Annotated in this window: 14 protein-coding genes and 3 tRNA genes; 5 read left to right on the plus strand and 12 right to left on the minus strand. The window is 41.7% G+C overall.

The features are described 5' to 3' along the window. Positions 1-124 precede the first annotated feature (124 nt). From L0951_RS05410 to L0951_RS05420, 3 genes are all read right to left on the minus strand, one after another. Positions 125-2,995 (minus strand): M16 family metallopeptidase, encoded by a 2,871-nt coding sequence (locus tag L0951_RS05410; protein WP_234110099.1) that lies wholly within the window; start codon positions 2,993-2,995, stop codon positions 125-127. A gap of 65 nt (positions 2,996-3,060) precedes the next feature. After that, positions 3,061-4,461 carry an aspartate ammonia-lyase gene (aspA, locus tag L0951_RS05415; protein WP_234110101.1) on the minus strand — a complete coding sequence of 467 codons (1,401 nt, stop codon included), beginning with the start codon at positions 4,459-4,461 and terminating at the stop codon, positions 3,061-3,063. A 127-nt stretch (positions 4,462-4,588) separates the two neighbouring features. Continuing rightward, positions 4,589-5,617, minus strand: a complete 1,029-nt coding sequence (locus tag L0951_RS05420; RefSeq protein WP_234110103.1) for an N-acetylmuramoyl-L-alanine amidase — start codon at positions 5,615-5,617, stop codon at positions 4,589-4,591. A gap of 132 nt (positions 5,618-5,749) precedes the next feature. Between L0951_RS05420 and L0951_RS05425 the strand changes: the two genes are divergently transcribed. From L0951_RS05425 to L0951_RS05445, 5 genes are all read left to right on the plus strand, one after another. After that, a tRNA-Ser gene (locus L0951_RS05425) sits at positions 5,750-5,834 on the plus strand. Between the two features lie 20 nt (positions 5,835-5,854). Then, a tRNA-Pro gene (locus tag L0951_RS05430) sits at positions 5,855-5,929 on the plus strand. 40 nt (positions 5,930-5,969) lie between these two features. Further along, positions 5,970-6,043, plus strand: a tRNA-Arg gene (locus L0951_RS05435). Between the two features lie 108 nt (positions 6,044-6,151). Next, positions 6,152-7,393: a tyrosine-type recombinase/integrase gene (locus L0951_RS05440; protein WP_234110105.1), complete on the plus strand. Its 1,242-nt coding sequence runs from the start codon at positions 6,152-6,154 to the stop codon at positions 7,391-7,393. Positions 7,394-7,522: 129 nt separating this feature from the next. Further along, entirely contained in the window at positions 7,523-7,723 is a 201-nt protein-coding gene (locus tag L0951_RS05445) for a hypothetical protein (protein ID WP_234110107.1), read from the plus strand. Positions 7,724-7,839: 116 nt separating this feature from the next. On the opposite strand, the gene L0951_RS05450 is transcribed toward L0951_RS05445, so the two are convergent. The 9 genes from L0951_RS05450 to L0951_RS05490 all read right to left on the minus strand — a co-directional run bounded on the left by L0951_RS05450 (position 7,840) and on the right by L0951_RS05490 (position 20,305). Next, the gene (locus L0951_RS05450) at positions 7,840-8,310 is read right to left on the minus strand and encodes a M15 family metallopeptidase (protein ID WP_234110109.1); all 471 of its coding nucleotides are present in this window, start codon (positions 8,308-8,310) and stop codon (positions 7,840-7,842) included. Continuing rightward, entirely contained in the window at positions 8,307-9,002 is a 696-nt protein-coding gene (locus tag L0951_RS05455) for a hypothetical protein (protein WP_234110111.1), read from the minus strand. The genes L0951_RS05450 and L0951_RS05455 overlap by 4 nt, the downstream gene beginning before the upstream one ends. Then, positions 8,971-9,456, minus strand: a complete 486-nt coding sequence (locus tag L0951_RS05460) for a phage holin family protein (protein WP_234110112.1) — start codon at positions 9,454-9,456, stop codon at positions 8,971-8,973. Before L0951_RS05460 ends, L0951_RS05455 begins: the two co-directional genes overlap by 32 nt. Before the next feature lie 13 nt (positions 9,457-9,469). Then, complete coding sequence (locus tag L0951_RS05465; RefSeq protein WP_234110115.1) at positions 9,470-10,036, minus strand: hypothetical protein; 567 nt, start codon at positions 10,034-10,036, stop codon at positions 9,470-9,472. 2 nt (positions 10,037-10,038) lie between these two features. Next, positions 10,039-11,076, minus strand: coding sequence for a hypothetical protein (locus L0951_RS05470; protein ID WP_234110116.1), 1,038 nt, complete (start codon positions 11,074-11,076; stop codon positions 10,039-10,041). Then, positions 11,076-12,761, minus strand: coding sequence for a hypothetical protein (locus L0951_RS05475; RefSeq protein ID WP_234110117.1), 1,686 nt, complete (start codon positions 12,759-12,761; stop codon positions 11,076-11,078). Before L0951_RS05475 ends, L0951_RS05470 begins: the two co-directional genes overlap by 1 nt. Positions 12,762-12,866: 105 nt before the next feature. Beyond that, entirely contained in the window at positions 12,867-14,573 is a 1,707-nt protein-coding gene (locus L0951_RS05480; protein WP_234110118.1) for a hypothetical protein, read from the minus strand. Further along, positions 14,536-16,710, minus strand: a complete 2,175-nt coding sequence (locus tag L0951_RS05485; RefSeq protein WP_234110120.1) for a hypothetical protein — start codon at positions 16,708-16,710, stop codon at positions 14,536-14,538. The genes L0951_RS05480 and L0951_RS05485 overlap by 38 nt, the downstream gene beginning before the upstream one ends. A 1-nt stretch (position 16,711) precedes the next feature. Next, positions 16,712-20,305: a hypothetical protein gene (locus L0951_RS05490; protein WP_234110123.1), complete on the minus strand. Its 3,594-nt coding sequence runs from the start codon at positions 20,303-20,305 to the stop codon at positions 16,712-16,714. Between the last annotated feature and the right edge of the window lie 83 nt (positions 20,306-20,388).

The following is a 20,388-nucleotide window of genomic DNA, read 5'->3' on the forward strand; positions in this document are numbered from 1 at the left end:
CAACTATTTATGATTAGCATTACCTTGGTTTATCTAACAAATTTAGTTTAAAATATTTTTGAAATCCCTGAAAATAAAAAAAAGTGTACCCTCAGTTACCCTTTTTTCAATGATTTTGCCCTTTCTAATAGCCGAAAATATCTTCCAAAGTCATTTCATGCACCTTTCCCATTTGCTTCATGGCATTTTGATCCAGATTTTCACGCTTTCCGATAATCGCCGTATTGTAAGTCAATGGCTTTATTCTTTGATCATAAAAATAAGTCAAATCCGCCAAAGTCAATTTCTGAATTTCCGAGTACATGTCTTTTCGGATATCATCATCGACTCCCAATTTTTTGAGGTTTAATTGGTTAAAGAAAATATTGGTTCTGGTAACTCTGCTGGATGCGATTTGTTTCAGCACCGCATTTTTGGCATTTTCAAACTGGGCCGGAATCTGTGGAAAATCCGCCATCAAATCATCCATGGCGTTTACCGCTTCCGGGAGTTTGTTGGCCTGTGTTCCAATGTAGGTCGTCACATAATCCGGGTGGTTCAGTTCTGGATTTGCCGCATAAGAAACATAAGCAGAATAGGCTAAACTCTTGCTCTCGCGGATTTCCTGGAACACGATGGACGAAAGTCCCCTTCCAAAATATTCATTGAAAACATTGATTTTTCCAAAATTTTTCAAATCCACATTGGCTGCTTTCGCTGTTTTCGCCATTTCCGTTTGAACCATGTCATAATTCGTAAAAAACACATTTCCGGAAGTCTCCGGTTCGGGATAAATTTTTCTTTCGGGAGTCTTCAGGATTTCTTTTTGAATAAATGGTTTCACCACATTTTTAAATCCTTCAAAGTCTTTTCCGTAAAAGAAAATCTGATATTCCATTTTCAAAAGGTCCTGGATCTTTTGAGTCATTTCCTCAGACATTATGGATTTTAGTCTTTCCTCGGAGACCACATCTGTCATTCTGGAATCTTTGCCAAATTTGGCATAATTCGAGAGGGCGTTCATGATTTGCTGCTTGTCTTTTTTGGCTACTTCTCTACTTTCCAAAACCGTGTCAACATACTGCAGGTAAATCTTCTGATCCGGTTTGGCGCAGCTCATCCAATCTTTTAAAAGCTCAATTCCTTGAGCCATATTTTCTTCCAATCCCGCCAAAGAAATCGTAAGCTGATCAGGACCTGTTCGGAAATCGTTGGTAATCCCCAACTTAAAAAATTCTTGCCTGAGTTCTTCCGCCGAAAGTTTCGCGGTTCCCAGATATTGCAAAACCTGTGTTGCCAAACCAATCTCTTTGTCATGGTCACTCCCAAAGGGAAAAATAAAGTAAACCTGTGCAAGATCGTTGTACTGATTCCTTACAAAACTGACGTGCTTTTTCAACACCTTATCGGTTTCGATTTCTTTTGAATAATCAATAAAGACCGGTTGAATATCTGTGGTTTTTGCCGCCAAAATTTGCCTTAAAAACTGCGACTGATCTTCCCTGTTGATTTTTACCGGCGTTATTCCGGGATTTTCAACGCGGACTAATTTATCATTGATCCCTTTTTCTTTTCGCACCAGAACATAATTATCCTTGAAAAAATCATTGGCGAATGTCACTACATCTTCCTTGGTTATTTTTTCATATTCATTGATCTCATTGAGTTCCTCTTCCCAGCTTTGACCACTGATATAATTATTGTAAAGTGCGGTAGCCAATCCGTTTGCTGTTTCAAAATCCTTCATCCGCTGAATCTTGAAATCGGTGACAATGGCCGGAATCAGCCAGTCTGGAAACTCCCCTTTTTTAACCAAGTCAATCTGTTCAAGCAGGAGTTCCTTCGCCTCTTCGAGCGATTGCTCATTTTTCGGAACAATGACCAGTGAAAAATTACCGTAAGTTTTGAACGGAGAATTGTATGCCACTGCACGGAGCGCCTTTTGTTTTTGGTTAATATTGAGGTCTATCAATCCCGATTCCCCGGAATTGCACAAAATATTCGCAACCAGGTTGGCGAGTTTTTCCTCTGGAGTCCCATAGGAAGCGCTTCTCCACGCCATCTGCAACCGTGGAGCTGTGGGACTTTTCACTATTCTTTCCACGATTTTGGTCATGGGTTCTTCCGAAATATTTGTTTTTTCAGGGAGTTTTTTGAAGGGTAACTTTCCGAAATATTCATCAATTAATCTGATGGTTTTTTCAAAATCTAAGTCTCCCACCAAAATCATCGCGTAGTTATTGGGAACGTAGAACCTGTCGAAATATTCATGGATAGCGACCATTGAAGGATTTTTAAGATGTTCGCCTTTCCCCAATGTGGTTTGCTGTCCATTCGGATGTTTTGGGAAAAGCGCGTCCATTACCTCATAATTCACTAAGCGCGCATCGTTGTCTTGCGCCCGGTTAAACTCCTCGTACACCGATTCTAATTCGGTATGAAATAACCTCAAAGTCAATTCAGAGAAACGTTCCTTCTCGATTTGAAGCCACTTTTCCAGCTCGTTGCTCGGGATATTATTTTTGTACACGGTTTCGTCGAGCCAGGTGTGTGCGTTGGTCCCAGTTGCACCCAAAGAAGAAATTGCTTTATCATATTCGTTTGCGATCGCGTATTTGCTTGCTTCCTGCGAAACTTCGTCAATTTTTTTATAGAGCAGCTTTTTCTTTTCAGGATCGGTTTCTGTTTTATGTTCCTCAAAAAGCTGAGAAATCTGATCAAGAAGGGGCTTTTCCTTTTCCCAGTCAGCAGTTCCTAATTTTGAGGTTCCCTTGAACATCATGTGTTCCAGATAATGTGCCAAACCTGTATTATCAGAGGGATCGTTATTACTTCCTGTCCTTACCGGAATATAGGTTTGAATTCTGGGTGCATCATTATTTTTGGCCAGATAAATCTTTAAACCATTTTCCAGGGTGTAAATTCTTACGCCGTTTTTATCGTTCTTAACCTTTTTGTAGGTATATCCTGATCGATCTGAGCATGTTTCTGTTTCAAATTCCTGTGCCTTCTCCATAAGTCAATTGATCATTTTGAAAATCATTAATTCCGTTCATTTTCTCCCCTTCTGATTTCAAATATCTATAATTGATGGGGTTTGAGCATGTTTTCAGGATCCAAGATTTGATCCAGTTTTTCTTGGGACAAAACTCCTTTTTCAAGCACTAAATCGTAAACGCTTTTTCCTGTTTCCAGTGCTTCTTTCGCAATTTCAGTTGAATTTTTGTAGCCGATATATGGATTTAAAGCGGTGACAATCCCAATGCTGTGCTTCACCATATTCAGGCAGTTTTCTTTGTTCGCAGTGATTCCGTTGACACATTTTTCTCTTAAGGTATCGAGTGCATTTCCGAGGAAAATATTGCTTTCCATGATGGCATGGGAAAGCACCGGTTCCATCACGTTCAACTGAAGCTGACCTGCTTCTGCAGCGAAAGTAACGGTTAGATCGTTACCGATTACTTTGTAGCAGACTTGGTTCACCACCTCGGGAATTACCGGATTTACTTTTCCGGGCATAATGGAAGATCCAGGCTGCATCGGTGGCAGATTGATTTCAAAGAGTCCAGCTCTCGGCCCAGAAGCCAGCAACCTCAAATCATTACAGATCTTAGAAAGCTTTACCGCCAAACGTTTCATCGCGGAAGAATAGATCACATAAGACCCGGTATCCGGAGTGGCCTCCACCAAATTTTTTGCGGAAATAATCGGAAACCCCGAAATCTGTGCAAGGTTCTTCGCACAAAGTTTTGCGTACCCGACAGGCGCGTTCAACCCCGTCCCAATAGCAGTTGCGCCCATATTGATTTCCACGAAAAGGTTGGCGTTGGCATTTAATTTTGAAATGTCTTCCTCTAAGTTTTCCGCAAAAGCCTCAAACTCCTGACCAAGCGTCATAGGAACTGCGTCCTGCAACTGGGTTCTACCCATTTTGATGACACCGGAGAATTCGTTTCCTTTTTCACGAAAAGCTATTACTGTTTTTTTGAGTTTTTCTACCAGTTCCAAATTCATGTTGAGCAAAGCAATTTTAATGGAAGTAGGATAAGCGTCATTGGTCGACTGAGACAGGTTGACATGATCGTTTGGCGAACAAAACTGATAATCGCCTTTTTCTTTTCCTAATTTCTCTAAAACCCGGTTTGCAATAACCTCATTCGCATTCATATTGACCGAAGTTCCAGCTCCGCCCTGGATCATATCGATTGGAAACTCCCCGTGCAATTTTCCGGCAATGAGTTCGTCACAGGTTTCTGCAATTTTGTGGTAAAGGTTTTCTTCCAGTAAGCCCAGTTCGAAATTGGTTTTTGCAGCAGCTTTCTTCACCATCCCCAAAGCGGCGATGAAGTGCGGATACGATGAAAGCTTCTGCCCGGATATTTTGAAATTGTCTATTGCACGCTGGGTTTGAACTCCATAATATGCATTTGCGGGAACCTGGAGCGTACCGAGCAAATCGGTCTCATTTCTGAAATTTTGCATAAAATTAATTTGATGAAAAGTTAAGGTTATTTACTGAATTTTAAAAATTGATTTTGACTAAAAACATAATAAAATCGGACGAATTGACCTCGTCCGAAATTCGATTTCCCCAATTAATCCTGATTGATTATTTGCTGGGATATTTTTGGTTTAACGACTGAAGAATTGCCCAGGTTTCCCCATCCATCATCCCATCACATTTTTCAGGACGGAAATGATACTGAAATGCTTCGATTGTTTTTTTCGTGGCCTCATCCATTGAACCGGAAGTCACGATATCATAACCAAAGCTCTGCAGCGCAACTTGATATTTGTAGATAAACTGGGGCGAAGTAAGATTAGTGGAAAAGTTCGGATCGTTGTTTACTGTGGTTTCCAGGAAATTTTGTTTGGCAGCTTCATCATACCACATCCCAATCTGGTATTCGTCATACAGCTGTTTCCATGGGAATTTAGGTCCCGGATCCTGTTTTCTGGTAGGCGCAATGTCTGAATGCCCCAAAATGTTGGTCGGCGCAATCATGTATCGATTCGCGATGTCTTTGACTAATGCCGCTACTTTCTTGATCTGTTCTGCATCAAAACCTCTAAAAATTCTTTGTCCGGAAGCATCGGTCGTAAAACCTGCATTCACGATTTCGATGCCGATGGAAGTATCGTTCAGCATCCTATCGGATCTCCAGGAGCTTATTCCCGCGTGATAAGCTCTTTTGTTTTCATCAACAAGTTGGTAGATTTCTCGATCGTTGTAACTATTGACCAAATAATGAGCACTCACCGACTGCTGGGTAAGAACGGTAACTGACTTATCATCGTCTAAAGCCGTGTAGTGCAGGATGATATATTTTTGTCGAAAGTTTTGAGCTACCGCAGGGAAATAAGTGTTCACGACGTGATATCCTGCAGGATTTGCAGAAACTATGGACCCATAGCTAATGGTATTATCATTTTTCGTCGGATCGGCAATATTGACGCGGTAGAAATCGTAACCACCTTCATGTTTTACTGCCGGTTTTGGTGGAGCGGGAGGTTTTGTGGTTGCAGAAATGTTATTTCCGGTAGGTTTGGGTTTCACCTGATTATATTTAACGGGCTTTTGACTGCTACATGAAATCACCAAAACACTTAACCCAATGACAAATAATGTATTACGCATTATCGCTGATTTTTTAGGATTCATTATCCAAAAATACAAAAAAAATTAAGTAATATTTTTTGGTTAATTTGGAAAACAATTATATATTTGCACTCGCAATTACAGAAAAGGAGATCTTAAAAAAATTGCTAAGGAGGGTTGCCGGAGTGGTTAACGGAGCAGTTTGCTAAACTGTCGACCCGCAAGGGTCGCGTGGGTTCGAATCCCACACCCTCCGCAACCTTTGGACAATTTACTCGGGGCGTAGCGTAGTCCGGTCATCGCGCCTGGTTTGGGACCAGGAGGTCGCAGGTTCGAATCCTGCCGCCCCGACAATTTTGGAATTCCTTCGGGAATTTTTTTTTACCTTAATGGGTGCGTAGCTCAGCTGGATAGAGCATCTGCCTTCTAAGCAGACGGTCCCAGGTTCGAATCCTGGCGCGCTCACTATCTCGGAATCCTTTCCCACAATGGGATTCCGAGCATCTTTAAAAATTTCAACACAGGTAGTTTTACGTTGATATCAACGTCAATGTCAACATTAAAACTGCTGCAATGAGAAAAAAGCTTAAAGAACTCCCAAACGGATGCTCCCGCACCGAGGTATTCGTATCCCCAAAAAATTACAAATCGATAAAAAACAAATCACAGCTGCCAAAGTATTGGTTTGTAGAGTGCCGTTTTTTTGATCCACATTTTGCCGAAAAATATCCGGCCGGCTTTCAGTACCGGAAAAAGTTTTCCGGCGCCTCTATCCAGGAACTGAAAACGGCCGCCGAAATCTACAAGGACGAGATGGAGAATACCCTTGATGTCCTCAAGTACAATCCTCTTTCGAAAATTTACATGAACGATAGGAGTTCGGATCTTCATCCCGGACTATATTTTGTCGAGGCGTTGGAAAAGACTTTCGAGAAGCTAAAAACAAAATATAAAACGAATGAACACCGAAAGCAGGTACGCTGCATGATCGCAAGAATTAAGAGCCTGCAATATAAAGCACGTCTGGATCTCGTACGAATTACAGAAATTAGAACCTGGCATATAAAGAACCTACTAGATATTATGGATCTGACAGATTCGGTTTACAATAAATTCCGAAATTATTTAAGCACGTTGTTCAAAGAGCTTGCACAATACGGATGTGTGGACACGAATTATATCCGTGATATTTCCAAACGTGAAGAGAATCCGAAAGTAAGAAAGGTGCTGACTCCAGAAAAATTTGAATTCGTATTCAACTATCTGAAGGAAAACCTTCCGGAGTTTTTCAGATATGCAACCATATTCCATTATTCTGGCGCCAGATCTTCCGAGCTGATGAGGTTGAAGCGTTCGGATGTAGATTTTGAAAGACGCGAATTCCGAGTACTGGTATTGAAAGGAAGAAAACACAGCTGGGAAACGAAGGCGATAATTCCGTCCGCGGCACCTTATTGGGAAAGCCTACTCCAGGAAAGCATCTATGATGATGAGTATATGTTTTCGCATTTCCAATGTCCCGGAGATACTAAAATTTCAGCGCGGGCAATTACCCAGAAGTGGAATAGGCACGTCAAGAATTCTAAAGAAATTAAAGATTTGGATGGCAATATCATTGAGGTTGATGAGGACTTCTACTCCCTTAAACACCTATTCTTGGAGAAACTTGACCAGATGCAGGACGAAACACCAATAATCGACATCAACCTGGCTCAGGGTGCAGCCAGCCATAAATCAAATCGGACCACCGGAATTTATACGGTTGGAAGAAAAAACAGAGCAGTTGAATATTTGAAGAATGTGAATATTTCATGATGACAATAAAAAAGCGGCCATCGTGGGAATGGCCGCTTCAACAATTTTCAAAAGCTTTGCAATGAGCTTTGCAATGAGCTTTGCGCAAAGGTATGAAAATTTATCTGCCATAATTCCATATTTTTGACCATGGACGAAAAACAAAAAGTAGTTACCTTGATCAAGGATTTGATCATTTCGCGGGAAAATATCTTGCTGAATCTGGATGAGCTTTCCTCGCCGGAAAATAGAAAGGAGGTGGAGCGGGTATGTGATGAGCTGATGATGTCCGTTGCGTGGCTGAAGGATTACAACCAGATTTCTGATTCTGATGTGGATTTCGACGTATGAAAAAACCCGCCTTTCAGCGGGTAGATAAAACATCTCATTTTTTTTGCGTTAATAAAATAACATAAAACAAATCTTATTTTAGTTACCGTCAGTAAAGTAACTTATAAGTTAATTTTTTAAAACCGGTCCCACTGAAAGTGCATCCAGTCGTAATTTTTTTCACGCCCCAAAGAAATGAAGCCGTGTTTGTAAAAGATGTCGATCATGGCCTTGTATTCCGGGCGGGCAAAGCGTGCGGTTCTGGAAGTTTCTTTCAGGAGATTTCTTTCCGGATCCAAGTCGATTGCCAAACCCCAGGAGTGTACGGAGAAGTCGGAACCGCCGCGCATGGCTCTGTAGTTGAAGCATCCGCCGAAGAGATCGATGCCGAGTTCTTGGATTTTGGGAAGGCCATAGGTTTTCAGAATGTCTTCGAAAACAGCGCGCAAAGCCGGAGCAATTGCACGGTGACAGCTTATTTTGTTTACGATCACTTTCCTGTCCCATGCGAGGCGCATCGGGTAGGGAAGATCAATCTGAGTTAAGTAACCGGAGCCGCTTTGGCTGGGCATTCCGTATTTTATTTTGTATTGGGTGATTGTTTTCATAATATCGGTTTTCTCGGTTTATAAATCTTCCACAAAAGCTGCAACAGCGCCAGCAAAAACATGCCGGCAACCACCCACACGTAAGGGGGAAGGCCCGTCTTTAAAATAGATTTTGCAAGCTGCTCGTTCAGGGTTTTTACTTGTGCGGAAATTCTGGCGATGTATTCTTTCTGCTCGGTGATCTGCGTGTTCTTTTGCTTAATAGAAGTTTCTTGTGAAGCAACGGTTTTGGAAAGGTTTTCTGAACGGGCGGACTCCTTTGAGAATAATTCAGTAATGGTTTGCAGTTTGCTCGTTAGAACAGATTCGCTGGAGTTGCTTATCCGGGTTCCGCTGCCGCCTTCGAATTCGTAACTGTTGCCTTTGGCGTCAGTGATTTTTACGGGACCGTTTGGGTTTTCTACGGAAAAATCGGAGCGCTCTTTTTTCTCCAGTTCTTCCTGAAGTTGCGTGCGTTCCCTTTTCAAAGCAGAAATTTCCGAAGTTTTAATTTCCAGATCGGTTTTGGTTTTGGTTTCGCGGCTTTCGGTTTCCGAAATTTTTACATTCAGTTCCGCGATCTCTTTTTCATACGCTTCCGTTTTCGTTTTACTTTCTTCCGTAAGCCGGTTAATTTCTTTTTTCAGTCCGCCACATCCGGTAAGGAGCAGCAGCGTGAAACTAAAGATCAGTACTGTCAGTAGCTTTTTCATTATTTTCTTTTTTAAATTGTTCGAGAAGTTGCATAAATGATTCTTCTTTATTTTTTAATAGCTCTATTATTTGCATGGCAGAAGCGTCGGTTTTGCGCCTAATTTTGTCCTCAGCTTTTTCACGAACGCTTTTAAATTCGGTAAGAATTAAAGCTGTTGCAGCTAAAATTGAAACAAACGGAATTGCCGAAAGTGGAAAATCAAAGAAAAAAGAAATCGGCAAAAGTGCATCAAAAAGAAGTGCAAAAAACATGGAAGCGTAATAAAATACAAACTTCTCAATACTTCTTTTATAGCCTTCACTGGAGCGCATTTCATTTAGTTTCTTCGCTTTCTGAATGCCAAAATATAAATCGATCAGAATCGCAATGAGAACTCCTCCCCATGCCATTGAGACAACTACTAATTTCTGCATGATTCCTGCGTAATCGTGATTAAGATATTCTGTGATCATTTATTCTGGGTTTTTAAATTCTATTTATAGGATTCACCGGGTTTGTAAACTCCAGCGGTTTATTAATTAAGTATTCCTGAATATTACCGTACACATCAAAAATGGAATTGAACTCATCCTCCATATCCACTATCTTCTGGAAAAGCGTTTGTGCAGGCACGGTGAAGGTTTTCATCATGCGTGAAAAACGGATATAAGCGGGCAATACCTTGTAAGGGGTGAGCTGCAGTTCTGTGTAGTCTTCACCTTCGGTTCTTTCATCTTCCGGGATAAACGAAGGATTTGCGATCATGTATCCGGAGGCGTCTCTAAGTACAACCTTATAAGCATCTGAAACTATCCAGTCTTCGAGCGTCTCTTTGTAGCTGCTTTTCTTTTCACCCGTCTCGATATCTACGTGAATTAAATAACCGTGAACAGTTAGGCGATGGCTGTCACCATCGGGAAAGTATTTGGTGATGACCAGAATACGACCGATTTTACCAGGTAAATCGGGAAAATCAGATATTTGTCCGGCATACTGAATATCATCGGATTTTGGCGTGAAAGGTGCGATATTAAAAGGTGTTTTTGTTTTCATAATTAAAATGTGATTGTTACTCCTAATGTGTACCTGATATAGTTATAAGCTTCTTGATATGTTTTATATAATGGCTTTGAATTATCTGTGAAATCGGTGTTAGGAGGGCACCCTGTGAATGCAATCCGCTTATTCACAAGAGTTACAGAAAGAACCTGATTCGCAAAGTCAATTAAAAATTGCGAAACCATGTCTGGACTCGGTCTTTCATAAATGGTATTTAAGTTATATATTTCAAATATAACTGAAATTGGCATCTCAGGCTCTTCAAAAATATGTGGAGGAAATATTGCTCCACCTGTATAAACAACCCTTCCGGTAAGGCTGCTTAGAGCCGTAACTCTTAAACCCATTCTATTCGTGTTGATAAAAAAATTTTTTAAGTCAATATTTAGATTTCTAATAGAACCATCCAAAAATCTTAGTGTAGTCGGAAGTTGAGAGAAGTCCATGAAAAAAACACCCAGCGTTAAGTGTTTTAACTCGGTGAATCCGGCTGCTGTTGCATTCCATGTAGATGTGTTATCACCCAGAATAATTAATTTTTGAATGGTAGGTAACGCTATGTTTGAAAGGTTGTTCAAAGTATCAGCTCTTGCGATACTGAGAAATTTCAAATTTATAAACCGTTCTGATAAATAAGCGGTACCCCACGCTGTTCGAGTGTTACCACTTGAGGTTGTCCACACCATATTTTCAACAAGTTCAGGATTTGATATAAAAAAATAAATACCGAAATTTGTTGATGATGTTTGACCAATAGTTCCACCATTACCATTAACACCAGCGGTTAAATCAACTGTGACTTCACTAACATTAAAGAACTCTTGCATCAAATTATCATTACTGCCCCATCGAACGTGTATGACAATTCTTGGGATAATTGAACCGAAGTTGTACTTTGCCCAACGAGGTGGCTGACTGGTATTAAAACCAGCCTGACTGTACATATTATGCTTAGTGAATGTATTAGTTAGTCCATCAGACTTAACAGTTCTTAATACCTGTGTATTTCCAATTTTTTTGTCAATTACTCTCATTATAGTATGTGGAAATTTTTAACTGCGTTTTTTTGTTCCATACTTAAAGCATTCCATTCCGATGCGGTTGCATACCAATTGTCCAACTGTTCACCATTAAAAATACTTATTTGACCTGTCGTTGTACACTTATAAAATTCACCCGAAATAATACCCAAAGCAGATAATTGAGCTAAAGTAGGTGGATTAAATATACCAGTTCTAACAGAAGCAAATTCTCTGAAACCTACATCACCTGTGGTTGGATTGTAGCTTAAATATCTATTACTTCCTCCATCAGTAGATTTGTTAAGTAGATTTTTAAGCTGATATGAAAATCCTGCTGTATTCCAAGTAAAGGTATTTCCCTGCGTAAAAATTCTCGCAGAAACGTTCGATAAATCCGTATTAGAAAGATTAGATCCAACAGCCGTCCACGCTCCATTTTCATACTTTTGAAAACCTTTTGGATTTTCATTCTGATAAATCAGCATTCCTTCAACCGGTGAAGCAATTGCGTTTTTTTGGGCAATCGTGTAACCGCCAAACGTGATGATTTTTAGTTTTAAAATAGCGTTTCCTGCAAACTCAACACCGGAAGAAACCCAGTTCCCACCGGCATCCCAATAATGAAGCATTTTATCAGCGACGCCCTTTAATTTCGTTCCCCACTTCACCCCACCATTCGCGGAACTATCAGCTTCCAAAACCTGCCCATTTATAGCGTCTTCCGGGAAATTGGCACTTCCGCCAAATTCCACCAAAATCAATTTCTTTTCCTTGATCTTAAATTTCGCCCAGGAATTCTTCTTTAAAACATAAGTTTCAGCAAATGTGGTTGCTTTGAAATTATAGGTATCTTCGATCGAAGTCGGCTCTAAAGTGACGTTAAAGTCGCTGAAATTCCTAAACCAAAATTCTTTTCCATCCCATAGAAACATCCCCATTTTCGAGCCGATTCCGCCAATTTTGGTACCGATTGCGCTCGGAACAATATCGAACGAAGAAGCCGGTGTAATTCCCATACTGATTATTTTCGCAGCTGTCGAATCCAGTTGAACAGTACGCCAATTGTCCTCACCGACTGGTTTATAACCCGCAATATCATCCACAGAAACTCCGGAATCAGAAACAGTGATCGACGCGACCACCAACGCACCATCCGGTAGCGTGTAATCTTCAGTAAGGTAGAATATCTGCGAATCGCCCATCGCAAAAATAATCAGCATCTTAGTTTCACCTGCGGCAACCGGTGTGAATGGAAATGAGTCAGCTACAAATTTTTTCCAAACCTTTCCCCCGATCGCCACGGTGTTTTCACCTGATGGATGAACCGCCAAATTTACATGGTCAGTAGTGGCGGTGATGGTTCCTATAGTTAGTACTTTGTCTCCGTTTATTTTGGCTTTCCAGATTTCAAGATGTGGATCTATGTTGGATGCGTCCACATTTGCCTTTACATCGTCATAAGAATCACGCAAAGGCTTCAGTTTCTTAGAATTTATGATCAGTTCATCACCGTTCAATGACAAGTATTCGGTACCGGCGATATCTATCAAAACAAACTCTGCAGGAAATGCCGGAAGATTGTAGACCTCCCCCAAGGTATCTACCAGATGATAGGTATTCTCATCCGTCTCATTTGTTTTCTTGATGTAGAACCTGGCGTTGATCGTCGCAAAACGGATATCGATATCGCCATCCAAAGACTCTATGATCTTCAGACCGTTTACCAGTTCGATAATTTTTACTTGATGAGGTATTTAGAAAATTGGCTTATGCCCATAAGCTGAAACAAAGATAAAAAAATATTACCAACCGGTACACGCGGTAGCCCCTACTTTTTCAATAATCTTGTGGGCAACGATAAGAATACACGGACTCAATCCTGTTTCTACACGTGGAAGTATGCGTGTCTGCTCATTCCCATACTGATCCAAATAAATCACATAGTCCTCTCCTGGGTGTCCCTCCGGATGAATAGCTCTGTATCCGTAATTTTGCGTTGGAAAAGTCGGCTGACTCTTTGTATAGTTTAAGACGTTTGAGATTGCCTCACCTCCACAATTGTCAACAAGTTTCAATCTGAACTTATTGTCACCAACAAAAAGAGCCGCGGTAACGTCATGGTTTCCAAAATCAAAATTGGTCCAGTTCCCATTGTTTTCACGCTGCCAAATGAACTGAAGCGGCTCGCAGTTGATGTCGTGAACTTCAGTTCCGAGCCTCATGGTGATGCCGTCTAATGTTCCACTTTTATCTGCAGATGTTCCGTCGCTCCAAATGATCGAAGCCTGTAAAATTATTGGAATGACCTCGCTCAAGTCGGTCATGTTGATCGTCTGGGTCATGATGTTGGATCCTGTGTTTCCCAAATGGTCTATAATTTTGTACTTGAAATTCACTGTGTAATTCCCATAAACTCCATATTCGTTATCAAAGCCATTAGGCGTGTAAACCAGTTCATCCTTGTCGCAATAACTTATGATATCGCCAGCGCTGATAAACTTGTTCATCGCAAAATTGTGGAGCTTTCCTTTCGTCGGGATCTGGGTGATCAGAACTTTCAATCCACATTCGTAAACCACGCCAAAAAAGTTGGTATAATTTACAAATAGCTGATTCGTCAAGAATGTTTCACCGGAAAGCGGAGTGTTTTCAGGCGCATGATGGTAGTCGAAATTGTATGTGATGTCGTCTGCCCTGATCTGGAAGAAGTCACCGAAAACTGAATCATCAAAAATCTTTCCAGGGATGCGCTGCGCCTCCAGCTTTGAAAACGTGAATCCCTTCTCATCACTGTCCTGCTCGCGCTCAAACGGTTTTACGCTAAAGAATACTTTATCAAAATAAACGTCGTCACAGTCCATGGCCACAGAAAAAGGGGTGTAGTTGGCATCATTCATCAACACTTTCCAATTTTCAAAGAACAGGCGTTTAACCTTCCCTGATCGGTATTTATTCTCTAACTGATAGGAATCGTTATATTTCTCGGCCTCAACCTCTTCAACATCGTGCGAATACCACATCGGTACCCTGATCTGCTGCGGCATCTTATTGTTATCGAAATAATTCGCATTATAGAAATTCTCACTATGCAAAAACGTGATCAAGGTAGTATGGCTAAGGTCGCCATCATCTTTAGTCAAATTGAATATGTTGCTGAAAATATTCCGTTTAGACGTGACAAATGAGAAATAAAAAGAATTGCACTCCGTATTGACCATGTTCGTCGAAAGGTAGAAAACAAAGTAATGCTTCCTATTTACCTCGGTAATTTTACAAACATAATGGATATCTGCAAAATACCGGGTCCCACCGATACTGTAGAGTGCGGTAACTATAATGGACTCTCCTGGATCAAGTCCAAGGTCCAGGTAAAGCGCATAAATTTCGCCAGGCTTAAGCTTCAGGAATATTTTATCCTTGTCCCAAATATCGATTCCATAGCGGTCATTGTTGGGATTTGTTTCCGTGAATCTAAGGAACTGGAACTTTTGTTGCTGCAGGTTGTTCATATCTTGTTTCTCCTTTAATGTTAAATAATTTTTCGTCCTCCCACGAATAACTCATCGAAGATATCCATAAGGACACCTCCTTGCCGCTGACCTCGTCATAGAAAGTGACATATCCTTTATCGTTTATTATTTTATCGGCCAGATCCAAAAATGTATTGAACTTGACACGTTCGGCATAATCGAAAGAATAAATAGTTCCGTCCATGGTAGGTTCCGGCAAAATATCCGGGACAATATCTTCAGCTTCCACGATCTCAAACTGATTCGTAATAACCGTATTATCGGCCGTAGTTTTGGCCTTCTGGTTGTTGAGGTAGGAAGTATTTTTCCAAGAAATTATATCCTTGGTAAATTGCGATATATTTGATAATGCTTCCGAAAAATAGTCGATGATCAGTCTTTTCACGGAAAGTCTCAAATTATAGGCAGTTTCCGGAGAAAAAAGGTTTTCAACAATGAATCCCTCGTCATTCCGGTTCATCAGCACTTCGTCGTTCGTTATTGTGTCGATCACATAGATATCCTTATCATTTGGAATCGTCTTCGTGGAATCCTTATTGAAAGATTCCCTCCGGATATTCTCAATCTTGTACTGGTCGGCAATATATCCGATATTATTTTCAATCTTTCCGGAATCTAAAGGTTGTGAGTTAGCCAGATACCACTCGGAACTCACATGGATCGAGTCGATGGTGTTGGAGCTCGCCTTGTCGTCTTCATATTTGCTGTATCCGAGCGAAAAATTTGACTTCATGATTGAGTCGTTCGGCTGGATGGAAAGCGAACCATCATTGCAGGTGAACTTCATTCTCGCAACCTCTGTATTTTGGTAGAAATCCGTCTCATGGCCGATAAATATCTCGTTACCGTTTACCTGAAAATAACAGTTGAAGCTATTTTTTATGTAATCGGTGAATCCTTTCCAAGTCGCGTAATAAGGCTGATCATTGTACTGTCGTAGAAAAAGACCGGAAGTTGCGTAGATGTCATAGAAATTTCCTCCAGGTTCCGTGAATCTCGGTGCAACGATTGTCGCTGAATCATTCGTGATTGACTTGACCGTCTGCTTTCCAATATCGATCAGCCGGTTGGCTTTCGTCACGGTATCCTCATATCTGCTGATCGTCCAGAACTGGATCGACGGTTTCTTCATCACATTGATGTGTCCTCCAAATCCGCTTCCCGCGCCAACAGTGATCTCAAAACATACCGCCTCGCCCTCTGCGAGAATGTAGTAGCGTTCCAAGGATTCAATATCGATACTTCCTCCGCTTGTTCCTGGCTCGTCCCAGATAAGCTCCTCGGATTTCTTCGTCCCGTTTGGATTCAAAATCACGATTGATCCATAAAACTGCGCAAGCTTATTGAAGCTCCATTGCAGCTGCAGATCAGTCAGCCTTAATGTGACCTCGGTTCCATTGTGTGCGGAAACGAACTTTGTGAAGGCGGTATGGACTTGCGGAATGGTTCTGAATCCCTTAATTTCTCCAAGCACCTGCACCTCATTTCCAACATTCAGTGCCTCGTTGAATAGGTTGACGCATAAAATGAAACGTTGTACGTCCGGATCTCCATAGTCCCCGGCCACGTCGACCGAAAATGGGTAATCATTTTCGCTAAGCGTCACGCGGCTGTCAACATAGAACTTTTTAAACTTTGTGAGCAGATCAACAAGGTTAATCGGCGTGATATCCTTGTCGTCGATCGATTTGTCTGAAACTAGATTTACCACTTCGGACTTCTTGGCCTCGATGATCTCCAACATCGTGTTGACGTCCACCTTGCATTTGAAGTAATATTGAAAATCTGTATCAACCGAACTCATGAGCAGGCGTGCCCTGTAAAATTCATTTCCGTCCACCTTCATGATTAGGTATATTGCGCACTGCCATTTGTACACTCGGAAATATTCGCAGAGTTTTGTGAACTGGAACCCATTCTCGAAAATCCGTGGCGGAAAATTCAGAACAATGGAATCTGCGAAGGTCATATGCCTTCCGTATCCATTCTGGTTCTGTCGGATTTGAAATTCTGCCTTCTCAATACCTACCGGCTTGTCGATCTTTACCGTAAAATCTTCCTTTTCAAAAAAAAGGAAGAACTCCACGGTGTTTCTTTCAATTGGCTGTACGCTCATTTTATGTCAGTCTTTGTGGTTTTGGCGATTCCTTGTCGCGGTATATAATTCTGGTATTTCCCTTGCTTTCAATTCTGACTAGCTCTCCATCCAAGGCTACGTAGTGCTCCTTTTTTTGTTCCGCAAGCAGTTTTCGGTTTTCCTCAGCGAAAGTTTTCCCTAATTTCTGGTAGTCGATTTCCAATCGTTGTTCGGTATGCGTTGAAACTGGTAGGTCGAGCCGCCTTATAATTTTCGACATATCCGCAGGAATGATCTTGTCACCCTGGGCGATCTGCGTTAGTCGAGCGCCAAATCCCTTTCCTTGGTCTTTCAGATTCCAGTTTTTGTCGTAATGCAATTCCGGGCCTTTTTCGTCCACAATAGCCATCCCTGATCGTTCCGCCCAAAGCGTTCCTTTCTCGTATGCCGGAACCTTGGTATTCATAATTTTTGATATCGCCATATAACCCGTTGTAGTGACCAATGCGAGTCTCGCAACCATCATAAAGGTGTTTGCCTCTTTCAATGCCGCCGAAATTCCGACGTACATGTTAAGGTAGGCCTGGAAAACCGAGAGCGCCTTCCATGTGGCCGTTCCCTCAGTTGCAAAAGCTTTTGTGGCACCTGCCATTTCTGCCAGTCCTGCCGCATAATCTTCTTTTGATTCAGCATTATAAAGGTGCATCATGGATGACTCAAGTCTCTTGATCGCTCCAATTTCCGCAACAAATTCAGACTGCAGATCTAATGACTTAAGAAAGGTATCCCTGGTCATCGCCAGCTGCTCCTCGTCAAATTTCATGTTGATGAGCTTGATCTGCTCACCAATCTCTGTGGCATTTTCAGGATAAAGCTTAGCCTTGTCTTCCAGATATTTTACATCGTGGTCTTTTTTTGAAGCCAACAATTTCAACTGCGAATCGAGGTCGAATTCGGAAGATTTTTTCTGAACAATTCTTTCCTGCTCAAATTTGATTCCCCAAATATTGTTTTGGAATTCCAGTAAGTTTTTATCCAGATCCTTCTGATCTTTGTTCGATTTTTTTCTCAGTTCCTTGACCTGTGAGAGATAATCGAGTTCCGCCTGTGTCAGTTTTTCGTTCTTGTCTAGTTTCGACTGGATCTCCGCCTCGTCAAATTTGAATTTTGCCTTCAGGATTTCAAGGTCTAAATTCAGGATTTTATTGAGCCGCTCTTTCTCATTGTCGATCAGCTTCTGGGTAAGCTCCTTAGCCCCAGTAATGAGTGAATCGTTTGAAAGCTTGTATTGGTTGGCGGTATTTTGCGCACCCTCGATCTTGACATCCTTCAATTTTTTCGCGAAATCCTTCTCCAGTGCCAGCTCGTCATTTTTCAGTTTCTGTTTTACTTTTGAAACCTCACCGGCATTTTTAGCGTTCTTGATTTCAAGTTGCGCCTCATCGATAAGCAGCTTCTTTCTCTTCTCGAAAATAGTTGCGTAGAAAGCTTCTTTTTGCTCTGCTGTCATCTTTTCCTCATCAAAAGATTTCTCAAGGAAGTCGAGTGCGAGCTTCCGTGCCTCTATTTCTGCTTTTGCATTTTCGTACGCTCTTTTTCTGGCGGCTTCTGCAAGTTTCTTCTTTTTTTCCTCATCTTCGGGAGAATCTGGAGTTTCTTTATCAGATGCATATTTGTTTTTTCCGCCTTTCTGGGTAGTTAACTCGCTATCTTTTCCAGTTGGAATCGTGAATTTTGTCAGCTTATTTTTACCGTCGAATGCCTCTTTGACACCTTTAGCCCCATCCTTGATCGAATTGAAGTAATCCACCGCATCAGCCTTTGATGCGGAAAAGAATTTCTTGCCATTTTGCGAAATGTCACCGAACATTCCCGCGGCTTCGCTGGCTGCTTTCTTGAAGTTACCTGCCTTTATCTCGTTGAACACATTGCCGATCCCGGTAGCCATGCTGGCAAAGTTTCTTCCAAGCAACTTGATTATTTCCCATAATTCCTGAACCTGTACTTTCACCAGTCCGAAAGTAGTCTTGAATATCAATCCAATAGCAGAAATTCCTCCTCGAACCATGGCACTCTCATTGTAGAGGTCTACGAATCCATTCACGATATCGTAGATTTTTTTTACGAAATCTAGCATATATTTCGCAGTCATCAACTTGAAGTCGACCTTCATCTTTTCAAATCCGCCACCGGTCTTGTCAAATAGTCCAGCCCATGCACGTTCCTGCATACCGGTGATTTTGGTGAGTTCTAGGTTGGATTCCTGGAGCGGGGAAAGCTTCTTGTTCTGAAGGTCATAAGAATCAGAAACCGTCTTGAGAACGTTCGCATATCCACCGGCATTAAGGGCAGCCTTTCCAAACATTTCTTTAGCGAGTTCAGCCTGTTGCTGCTGGTTAAGCCCAACTTTCTCGCTCTTTACTGCAATTTCCTGCATTGCATCAATAACAGATGTCTTTCCGGTTCGAATCCTTTTCAGAAGGTCATCGGTAAAAACTGATCCGAAAGCGGATTTTAGTTTCGACTGAAGTTTATCGCTTTGCGCGGATAGACTCATCGCCCCTTTCTGCATCGCGGTCATCATAGATCCAGCATCAAGTCCGTTTTTCTCAACTCCGAGAAGCATTCCACGGAGCTGATCCAGGTCCATGCCTAGATTTTGCGCTGCAACAGCTGAGTTTTGCAGGTCAGAAAGAAATTTGTTTTTGTCGGTGGTCTGGAGAAGTCCTTTCTGTATGGAAGCAAGTGATGAGAACTCGTCTTTTGCAAGGCCTAAATCGAGTGACTTGTTTATTGTTTTGGCCAGTTCCATAAAGTCTACCTTCATTGTGTCCGCAGTCGCAGAAATTTCAGCACGTAAAGCCTTCAGGCTTTCACCCTGCGTTCCGATCGCTTTCTTGATATATCCAGTCTGGCTGCTTATCTTCTCGTTATAGTCGTACCACGCCTTTAATCCGACGATTAAAGCCGTAATCGCCGCAACCGCCAAACCTACGGGGCTCATGATTAAGGTGAGCAATGCTTTACCAAGTCCTTCCACTGACGACTTTGCGGTGAGCAGACCTCCGGAAAGGTCTCCTGTTTTGACTTGATTGATGGCTGTTCCAAGGCCGCTGAAGTTCGTCTTCAGATCGGAAATATTCCCCTTGAATCCCTTGAGGGCAGATTCGTAGTTTCCGACATTTCGCTGGAATCTTCCAGTAGCTTGTTCCAGGTCTGAAACTTCCTTGGTAAGCGCATTAATTTTTGTTTGGAGTTCTTTTCCGCCCGCCTCCTTCCTTTCGGCTGCGGAAAGTTTGTCGTATGACCCGATGAGCTGGGAGAGTTCGGCACGAAGGCGTTTTAAACTTCCCTCTTGTTCGGTGTCGATCTGCGCTTTAATTTTTGCCTCCCTGTTTGCTTCTTGGGTTGCGAGCTTCACTTTCTGGATTTCAAGCGCTTCATCTGACTGTGCTTTTTTTAGAGCAAGTTCCGCACGCTCCAATTCAGAGAGAATCTTCTTCCTCTCCTCAGTCTTTTTATTGGCTTCGTCTGTGACTTTTGCAAGTTTCTGCTGGTTGGTGATAAAGTCTTTAAACCCAGGATTTTTAGCGAAAGTATCCGCAAGTTCTTTTGCGTTGCTGACGATTCCCAACAACGACTTATCGCTCTCTAAAAGTTTTTGGTTGAATTTTTCTACGTTGGTGACCGCCTCTGTAATGCCGTCAACTGTAAATT

It is taken from the genome of Chryseobacterium sp. R2A-55 (genome assembly GCF_021401085.1).
Lineage (GTDB): Bacteria > Bacteroidota > Bacteroidia > Flavobacteriales > Weeksellaceae > Kaistella.

Excerpts from the sequence above, each read along its gene's own strand:
- L0951_RS05420 (WP_234110103.1), bottom strand. The coding sequence starts at position 5,617 with ATGCGTAATACATTATTTGTCATTGGGTTAAGTGTTTTGGTGATTTCA.
- aspA (WP_234110101.1), bottom strand. The coding sequence starts at position 4,461 with ATGCAAAATTTCAGAAATGAGACCGATTTGCTCGGTACGCTCCAGGTT.
- L0951_RS05455 (WP_234110111.1), bottom strand. The coding sequence starts at position 9,002 with ATGAAAAAGCTACTGACAGTACTGATCTTTAGTTTCACGCTGCTGCTC.
- L0951_RS05440 (WP_234110105.1), top strand. The coding sequence starts at position 6,152 with ATGAGAAAAAAGCTTAAAGAACTCCCAAACGGATGCTCCCGCACCGAG.
- L0951_RS05465 (WP_234110115.1), bottom strand. The coding sequence starts at position 10,036 with ATGAAAACAAAAACACCTTTTAATATCGCACCTTTCACGCCAAAATCC.
- L0951_RS05410 (WP_234110099.1), bottom strand. The coding sequence starts at position 2,995 with ATGGAGAAGGCACAGGAATTTGAAACAGAAACATGCTCAGATCGATCA.
- L0951_RS05460 (WP_234110112.1), bottom strand. The coding sequence starts at position 9,456 with ATGATCACAGAATATCTTAATCACGATTACGCAGGAATCATGCAGAAA.
- L0951_RS05480 (WP_234110118.1), bottom strand. The coding sequence starts at position 14,573 with ATGAACAACCTGCAGCAACAAAAGTTCCAGTTCCTTAGATTCACGGAA.
- L0951_RS05445 (WP_234110107.1), top strand. The coding sequence starts at position 7,523 with ATGGACGAAAAACAAAAAGTAGTTACCTTGATCAAGGATTTGATCATT.
- L0951_RS05450 (WP_234110109.1), bottom strand. The coding sequence starts at position 8,310 with ATGAAAACAATCACCCAATACAAAATAAAATACGGAATGCCCAGCCAA.
- L0951_RS05485 (WP_234110120.1), bottom strand. The coding sequence starts at position 16,710 with ATGAGCGTACAGCCAATTGAAAGAAACACCGTGGAGTTCTTCCTTTTT.
- L0951_RS05470 (WP_234110116.1), bottom strand. The coding sequence starts at position 11,076 with ATGAGAGTAATTGACAAAAAAATTGGAAATACACAGGTATTAAGAACT.